7 protein-coding genes are annotated in these 7,210 nt (G+C 67.1%); 1 reads left to right on the top strand and 6 read right to left on the bottom strand.

Features of this window, described 5'->3' with window-relative positions; all coding sequences use genetic code 11:
- The 6 genes from gluP to rhmD all read right to left on the bottom strand — a co-directional run.
- Positions 1–1,165: glucose/galactose MFS transporter (gene gluP / locus ACI8U3_RS14905; protein ID WP_415015658.1), on the bottom strand; the 1,165-nt coding region annotated here is incomplete at its 3' end.
- A gap of 46 nt (positions 1,166–1,211) precedes the next feature.
- Entirely contained in the window at positions 1,212–2,480 is a 1,269-nt protein-coding gene (locus ACI8U3_RS14900) for a sugar MFS transporter (protein ID WP_415015657.1), read from the bottom strand.
- Positions 2,481–2,518: 38 nt separating this feature from the next.
- Positions 2,519–3,421, bottom strand: coding sequence for an amidohydrolase family protein (locus ACI8U3_RS14895; RefSeq protein ID WP_415015656.1), 903 nt, complete (start codon positions 3,419–3,421; stop codon positions 2,519–2,521).
- A gap of 13 nt (positions 3,422–3,434) precedes the next feature.
- Positions 3,435–4,184, bottom strand: coding sequence for an SDR family NAD(P)-dependent oxidoreductase (locus ACI8U3_RS14890; RefSeq protein ID WP_415015655.1), 750 nt, complete (start codon positions 4,182–4,184; stop codon positions 3,435–3,437).
- Positions 4,181–5,044 (bottom strand): fumarylacetoacetate hydrolase family protein, encoded by an 864-nt coding sequence (locus ACI8U3_RS14885; protein WP_415015654.1) that lies wholly within the window; start codon positions 5,042–5,044, stop codon positions 4,181–4,183. The genes ACI8U3_RS14890 and ACI8U3_RS14885 overlap by 4 nt, the downstream gene beginning before the upstream one ends.
- 13 nt (positions 5,045–5,057) lie before the next feature.
- Positions 5,058–6,251, bottom strand: a complete 1,194-nt coding sequence (gene rhmD / locus ACI8U3_RS14880; protein WP_415015653.1) for an L-rhamnonate dehydratase — start codon at positions 6,249–6,251, stop codon at positions 5,058–5,060.
- A gap of 163 nt (positions 6,252–6,414) precedes the next feature.
- Between rhmD and ACI8U3_RS14875 the strand changes: the two genes are divergently transcribed.
- Entirely contained in the window at positions 6,415–7,209 is a 795-nt protein-coding gene (locus ACI8U3_RS14875) for an IclR family transcriptional regulator (RefSeq protein ID WP_415015652.1), read from the top strand.
- Position 7,210: the final 1 nt, after the last annotated feature.

Below are 7,210 nucleotides of genomic sequence, written 5' to 3'. Positions count from 1 at the left end.
CCCCCGCTCCATCGGCGATCCGCCCGGCCAGGAGCGGCAGCACGGCGCCGCCCACGATCGCCATGCACAGCAGGCCGGATGTCGCCGCCGGGGGCGCCGATGACCTCTCAAGGGTCAGGGTGAAGATGGTGGGGAACATGATGGAGTTGAACAGGCCGATGGCGATGGCGGCGTAGCCGGCCGTGAAGCCGCTGGTCTGGGTCACCACCGCGCACAGCAGGGCGGCGGCGAGGGTGCATGCCGCCAGGAGAACGCCTGCCGGAATACGGGTCAGCAGGGCGCTGCCGATGAAGCGACCCACCATGGCGCCGCCCCAGTAGTAGCTGACCATGATCCCGGCCTGCATGACGGAGATGTCGAGCGTGTCGGGGCTGTGCAGAAAGTCCGTCAGAACGCCGCCGATGGTCACCTCGGCGCCCACATACAGAAAGATGGCGGCGGCCCCGAAGAGGGCCCAGGGCGACCGGAAGGCCGCCACAGGCGACGCGGAGCCTGTCGAGGCGGCCGGCGCCGATGCGTTGATTCGCTTGCGGGCGGTGAAGACCAGAACAGCGAGCAGGGCGAATGCGCCGCCCATGCCCAGGAACGCCAGGTCGATTGCCCGCAGGGAGGAGTCCCGTGTCGAGGCTGTGACGACGGCGCCCGCAGCGAAGATCCCGCCGGTCAGCAGCACGGTGGAGCCGATGCGCGGCCCCAGGAACGTCCCGAGCGAGTTGAACGCCTGGGTGAAGTTCAGGCGGGTATGCGCGCTCTTTGCAGGCCCCAGCGCCGCCACCAGGGGATTGGCCGCCACCTGAAGCAGCGTCACGCCGCAGGCGATGACGAACAGGGCCGCCAGGATGCCTGGGTACCAGTCCGCCATGGTGGCCAAAGGCACGATCAGGCAACCGCCGACCATGACGCCCAGCGCGGCGATGATGGAGCGGCTGTAGCCCAGGCGTCCCAGCACGAACGCGGCGGGGATGGACGCCAGGGCATAGGCGATGAACCAGGCGGACGCCGTCAGCAGCGCCTCGGTGAAGCTGAGGTCGAACACGCGCCGGACCGCCGCGATCAGCGGGTCGATCAGCGAGGTGGCGAAACCCCAGGCGAAGAACAGCAGGGTGACATAGCCCAGAGCGACCTTGGAGCCGGAACCTGCGCCGGCGGAAGAGGGAGCGTTCATGATGGACACCTTGAGAAGGGCTCGGCGCTGAAAAGGTGAAACGACGTCAGTTCGCGGCGGCGAGCGCGGTCGGCCGCGAGCCTTTCCAGCCATAGAAGGCGACCAGGGCGAAGCAGGCGGCGGGCAGCAGATAGGCGGCGGGCGTGCCGTACAGGTCGGCGATGAAGCCCATGGGCCAGGGCAGCAGCACGCCGCCGCCGATGGCCATGACCATCAGCGAAGCGCCGCGCTTGGTGGAGGCGCCGAGGCCCGAGACGCCCAGGGCGAAGATGGTGGCGAACATGGCCGACATGAAGAAGAACACGGCGATCAGAGCGATGGCCGAGACCTTCTCGATCCCCGCCGCCACCACCAGCGTCAGGATGGTGTTGGCCACGCCGTAGGTGGTCAGCAGCACACGCGGCGTCACCTTGAGCAGCAGAGCCGTCGAGATGAACCGGCCCGCCAGATAGCCGCCCGCCGCGATGGACAGCAGGAAGGCGCCCTGCTGGGTGGTCAGGCCGCCCCAGGTCTCGGTGACCAGATTGAGGAAGAAGGCGCCCACGCCCACCTGGGCCCCGATGTAGAGCGCCTGGGTCAGGACGCCGAGCACGAAGTGGCGCTGGCCCCACAGGTTCACCTTCACGCCGCCGCCTTCGCCGTGGTGGTCGGCGTCGGTGATTTCCGGCAGGCGCACGCGCGACAGGATCAGGGCGTAGATGAGAACCGCCGCGGCGATCACCGCATAGATGATCTGGACCGAGCGCTGATCGCCGCCCAGATGGTCCACCACCCAGGGATTGAAGATGACCACGCCGCCCAGCAGCGGACCAAAGAACACCCCCAGACCGTTGAACGACTGGGCCAGGTTCAGGCGGCGCGAGGCGTGCTCGGGCTTGCCCAGCACATTGACGTAGGTGTCGGCGGAGGTCTCCAGCACGCACAGGCCAGCCGCCAGCACGAACATGGCGCCGACGAAGGCCGGGAACACCGAAGCCTCGGCCGCCGGAATGAACAGCAGCCCGCCGCCCGCCGTCACCACCAGGCCGGTGATGATGCCGAACTTGTAGCCGCGCGCCTGAAGCAGGAAACCGGCCGGCACGCTGAGCAGCAGATAGGCGCCGAAATAGGCCACCTGAAGCCAGGCGGACTCCGCCTTGCCGATGCTGAGGGTCTCCTGGAAATGCTTGTTCAGCACCTCGAGCAGGCCATAGGCCAGCCCCCAGATGAAGAAGCACGAGATGGCGAAGGCCAGCGGCGCGCGCAGGTTCTTCGGCGACAGGGGACCGTCCGCGAGGGCGGGCCGGTTCGGCGTGGCGTCGGTCTCGATGACCATGGTTTCCTCCGTCCCGGGTTCGCCCCGGCGTGTTGGGTTCAGATGCGGTAGATCGCCTCGGCGTTGGCGGCGAACAGGCGCTCCCGCTCGTCGGTGCTGAAGTCGGCGGTTATGGCGTCGAAGGCGGAATAGAAGGCGTCGAAGGTTCCGTGCACGCGCTCGACCGGGAAGTCGGAGGCGAACATGGCCCGCTCGGTCCCGAAGGCGTCGATGCACTCCAGAACCACGGAGCGGATGGACTGCGGCGTCCAGGCGCGGTCGGTGATGCCCAGACCGGAGATCTTGATCGAACAGTGCGGCAGGGCGGCGAGGCGGCGCAGGCCGTCCCGCCACAGGGCCATGCCGTCGGCGTCGCGATCCGTCGGCAGGCCCGCGTGATTCACGATCAGGGGAATGCCCGGATGCCGCGCGCCGATCTCGGCGGCGGTCTGCATCTGGGACGGATAGAGCTGCAGGTCGAATGACAGGCCATGTCGGGCCAACCTTGCGAAGCCGGCCTCCCAGGCGGGGTCAAGCAGCAGGTCCCGGGGGGTGTAGGTCTTAAAAGGTTCAGGGTGCCAGCAGACGATCTGGCGCACGCCGCGCACATTGGGGCGGGCGGCGTGGGCGTCCAGCAGGGCGTCCAGTTCGGGATCCAGCAGGTCGGCCCCGGCGACGATCCCCTGGGGGAAGCCGTGGTCGGCCGCCAGCGACTGAAGCCAGTCGGTCTCGGCCAGTTGCTGGCCGCGCGGCAGGCCGCACTCCACATGGACGATCTTGTCCACGCGCCAATCCGCAGTGTCGGCCCGGTAGTCCTGAAGACCATAGTCCCGGTGCGCGATGGGACTCATGTCCCCCGCAGGATTGTTGGGCAGGGGATCATCCTGCAGCCAGCCGTAACGGGCGCGCGAAAGGTCCCACAGGTGGACGTGCGGATCGACGATGCGAAGGTCCGGGGCCACCTGCCGCCCTCCCCTAGTAGGTGGTGCGGCCGCCGGACGTGTCGAACGTCGAGGCGGTGGTGAAGCTGCATTCCTCGGAGGCCATGAAGCAGACCATGGCGGCGACCTCGTCCACCTCGCCCAGACGACCCAGCGGGATCTTGGAGCGCATGTAGTCGATCTGGCTTTGCGGCAGTTGCTCCAGGATCGGGCTTTCGAAGGTCGCGGGGGTGAGGCAGTTGGCGATCACGCCCCTGGTCGCCAGTTCCTTGCCCAGGGACTTGGTGAAGCCGATCACACCGGCCTTCGAGGCGGAATAGGCGCTGGCGTTGGGATTGCCCTCCTTGCCCGCCACCGAGGCCACATTGACGATGCGGCCATAGCCGCCCTTCAGCATGTGCGGGATCGCCGCGCGGCAGCAGTAGAAGACGCCGTTCAGATTGATGTCCACCACACGTCGCCAGCTGTCGAGCGGGAACTCGTGCACCGGCACGGTGGCGCCGGTGATGCCGGCCGACGCGATCAGGATGTCGATCCGGCCCAGAACCTCATTGGCCCCGTCGGCGGCGGCAGCGACCGCCTCCGCATCCGACACGTCCAGGGCCGCGAAGTGGGCGGCGCCGATCTCGGCGGCCACCGAGGCGACGGCGTCGGCGTTCAGATCCCACAGGGAGACCTGGCCGCCCTCGGCGATGATGCGGGCGGCCGCGGCCTTGCCCAGGCCCGAGGCCCCGCCGGTCACGATGGCGGCCCGGCCGTTGAATCGTCCTTCGAATACGCTCACGCCGCCACATCCTTCGACCAGGCCACGACCTGCTGCCGCTGGACGCCAAGCTTTTCGATGCCCAGTTCCATCACGTCGCCGGGCTTGAGATAGAAGGGCTCCGGCTTCTGGCCCAGGCCGACGCCGGGCGGGGTTCCGGTGGTGATCAGGTCGCCGGGCTCCAGCGTCATGAACTGGCTGACGTAGGACACGATCTCGGCCACGCCGAAGATCATGGTCTTCGTGTTGCCCGTCTGCATGCGCTTGCCATTCAGGTCGAGCCACATGTCCAGGGTCTGGACGTCGCCCACCTCGTCCGTCGTGACGATCCACGGGCCGACCGGGCCGAAGGTGTCGCAGCCCTTGCCCTTGTCCCACGTGCCGCCGCGCTCGGTCTGGAAGGCGCGCTCGGAGACGTCGTTGATCAGGACATAGCCGGCCACGTGATCCAGCGCGTCGGCCTGGTCCACGTAGGAGGCCGCCTTGCCGATGACGATGCCCAGCTCGACTTCCCAGTCGGTTTTGACGGAGCCACGCGGGATGACCACGGTATCGTTCGGGCCGGTCAGGCACGAGATGGCCTTGGTGAAGACCACCGGCTCCTCGGGGATCGGCAGGTTGGACTCCGCAGCGTGGTCGGCGAAGTTCAGGCCGATGGCGATGAACTTGCGGCTGCCGTTCACTGGCACGCCGTAGCGGGGCTCGCCGTCCACCAGCGGCAGGGACGCCGGGTCGATCGCCTTCAGCCGGGCCAGAGCATCACCCCACAGCACATCCGGGGTGATGTCGGCCACATGGCCCGACAGGTCGCGAATGCGACCCTCGGCGTCCAGGGTTCCGGGCTTTTCCTGGCCCTTGGGGCCATAACGCAACAGTTTCATCGAGGGCCTTTTCTTATCGTTCGTAGGGGCGGTGCAGGGCGATGTCGCGGTTCAGCTCGACGCCGAAACCGGGCGTGTCGGGCACCTTGAGCCGGCCGTTCACGGGCACGGGCTCACCGATCAGTTGGGGGTGGAACATGGGCACGACCTCATCGGCCCCCGGCGCCATCATCAGGAACTCGGCGAAGGGGCTGTTATGGCGGGTGACCACGAAGTGATAGCTGTAGACCGACGAGCCGTGCGGGATCATCAGCACGCCCTTGGCGTCGGCCAGGTCGGAAATCTTGATCAGTTCGGTGACGCCGCCGCACCAGCCCACGTCGGGCTGGATGATGTCGCAGCACTCCATCTCCAGCAGCATGCGGAAGCCCCAGCGGGTGGCCTCGTGCTCGCCGGTGGTGACCAGCATGCCGGGCGGTGCGTTCTTCTTCAGCGCCTGATAGCCCCAGTAGTCGTCGGGGCTGAGCGCCTCCTCGATCCACTTCAGGCCGTGCTGGTGCGCGGCGTGGGCCAGACGGGTCGCGTAGTTCAGGTCCAGCGCCATCCAGCAGTCGAACATCAGCCAGAAGTCGTCGCCGCAGGCGCTGCGCATGGCCTCCAGTTCGGCCAGGTTCTTCTTAAGCCCCTCCTCGCCCTCGGCCGGGCCGTGGTGCAGGGGCATCTTTCCGCCGATGAAGCCCAGTTCCTTGGCCTTATCGGGCCGGGCGCCGGTGGCGTAGAACTGCAGCTCGTCGCGGACGGGGCCGCCCAACATGGCGAAGACCGGCTCCTGCCGCAGGCGGCCCAGCAGATCCCATAGCGCCAGATCGACGCCGGAGATGGCGTTCACCACCAGACCCTTGCGGCCGTAATACTGGGTGGAGAGATACATCTGGTCCCAGATCTTCTCGACCTCGGACGGATCACGGCCCTCAAGGAAGCGGGCCAGGTGCTTCTCGACAATGTACGCCGCCGGCTCGCCGCCGGTGGTCACCGCGAATCCGACCACGCCGTTCTCGGCCTCGATCTCCACCACCAGGGTGCCGAGGACATTAATGCCGAAGCTGCGGCGACTCTGGCGATACTCGGGATATTTCGCCATGGGCGTGGCGATGTGGTCGTCGATCCAGTGACCGTCAGACTGGTCGTGATAGTCGGCGCCGCCGCCGGTTCCGTCGTTCTTCACGACGAAGGCGCGCACGTGCTTGATGCGAGGAAGAACGCTCACGACACTGGCTCCGCGGACGACAAACGCAATTCATTCCCATATTTCGGGATGGCGCTGGTCTTTTTCCCACTATCGCGCCACAATGACTTCCTCACCGACCCCGCCCTTGCCAAAACTTCTACATTCTGGGAGAGAGGACTACTTGATGGGACGCAAAGCGTCAATGAAGGTCGTTGCCGATGATGTGGATGAGAGCGAGACCCGCACCCCCGCCGGCAGTCAGACCCTGCTGCGCGGACTGGACGTGATCGAGGCGATCATGGAGCGGCCGCTTCCGTTGAACGATCTGGCCGAGAAACTGTCCCTGACCCGCAGCACGACCCACCGCCTGGCTTCGGCGCTCGTGGAGCGTCGGATGCTCCTCTTCCGTCCGCGCGAAGGGTACAGTCTGGGCCCCAAGTTGATCGAGATGGGGTATGCGGCGGGACAGCAGATGCACCTGCCGCGCATCGCCCGACCCTTCCTGGAAAAGCTGTCCGCGCTGACCGAGGACACCGTGCATCTCGGCGTGCTGGAGGGCCGGCAAGCGCTTTATCTGGACAAGGTATCGGGTACGCGCCGCATCCACATCGGTTCGCGGCTGGGAGAGCGGCACCCGATCGCGTCGACCGGTCTGGGAAAGGCGCTCATTCTGGACAAGACCGAGCAAGAATGGACCGAGTTCTACACCCAGGGCGACGAAGCGGCCGACACCTCGGCCCTGGCCCTTTGGCTGGAGCGCATGCGCGCCTATGCGCGGGGCGGTTACGCCTATGACCTCGAGGAGAACGAGGACCGGATCCGTTGCGTCGCCGCGCCGATCCGGGGCGTGGACGGAGCGGTCATCGCGGCCGTCAGCGTCTCCAGCGCCGCCCAGTACATGAGCGATTCGCGCATGTCCGAACTGACCACGACGGTCCGGGAGATCGCTGACGCCATCAGCGTCGATCTGGGCTGGAGTCCAAACCCGAAGCCATAGC

Origin of the sequence: Brevundimonas sp. (assembly GCF_047617075.1) — a bacterium.
Taxonomy (GTDB): domain Bacteria; phylum Pseudomonadota; class Alphaproteobacteria; order Caulobacterales; family Caulobacteraceae; genus Brevundimonas.
This window is presented reverse-complemented; position numbering and strand designations above follow the sequence as displayed.

Excerpts from the sequence above, each read along its gene's own strand:
- ACI8U3_RS14900 (WP_415015657.1), bottom strand. The coding sequence starts at position 2,480 with ATGGTCATCGAGACCGACGCCACGCCGAACCGGCCCGCCCTCGCGGAC.
- ACI8U3_RS14885 (WP_415015654.1), bottom strand. The coding sequence starts at position 5,044 with ATGAAACTGTTGCGTTATGGCCCCAAGGGCCAGGAAAAGCCCGGAACC.
- ACI8U3_RS14875 (WP_415015652.1), top strand. The coding sequence starts at position 6,415 with ATGAAGGTCGTTGCCGATGATGTGGATGAGAGCGAGACCCGCACCCCC.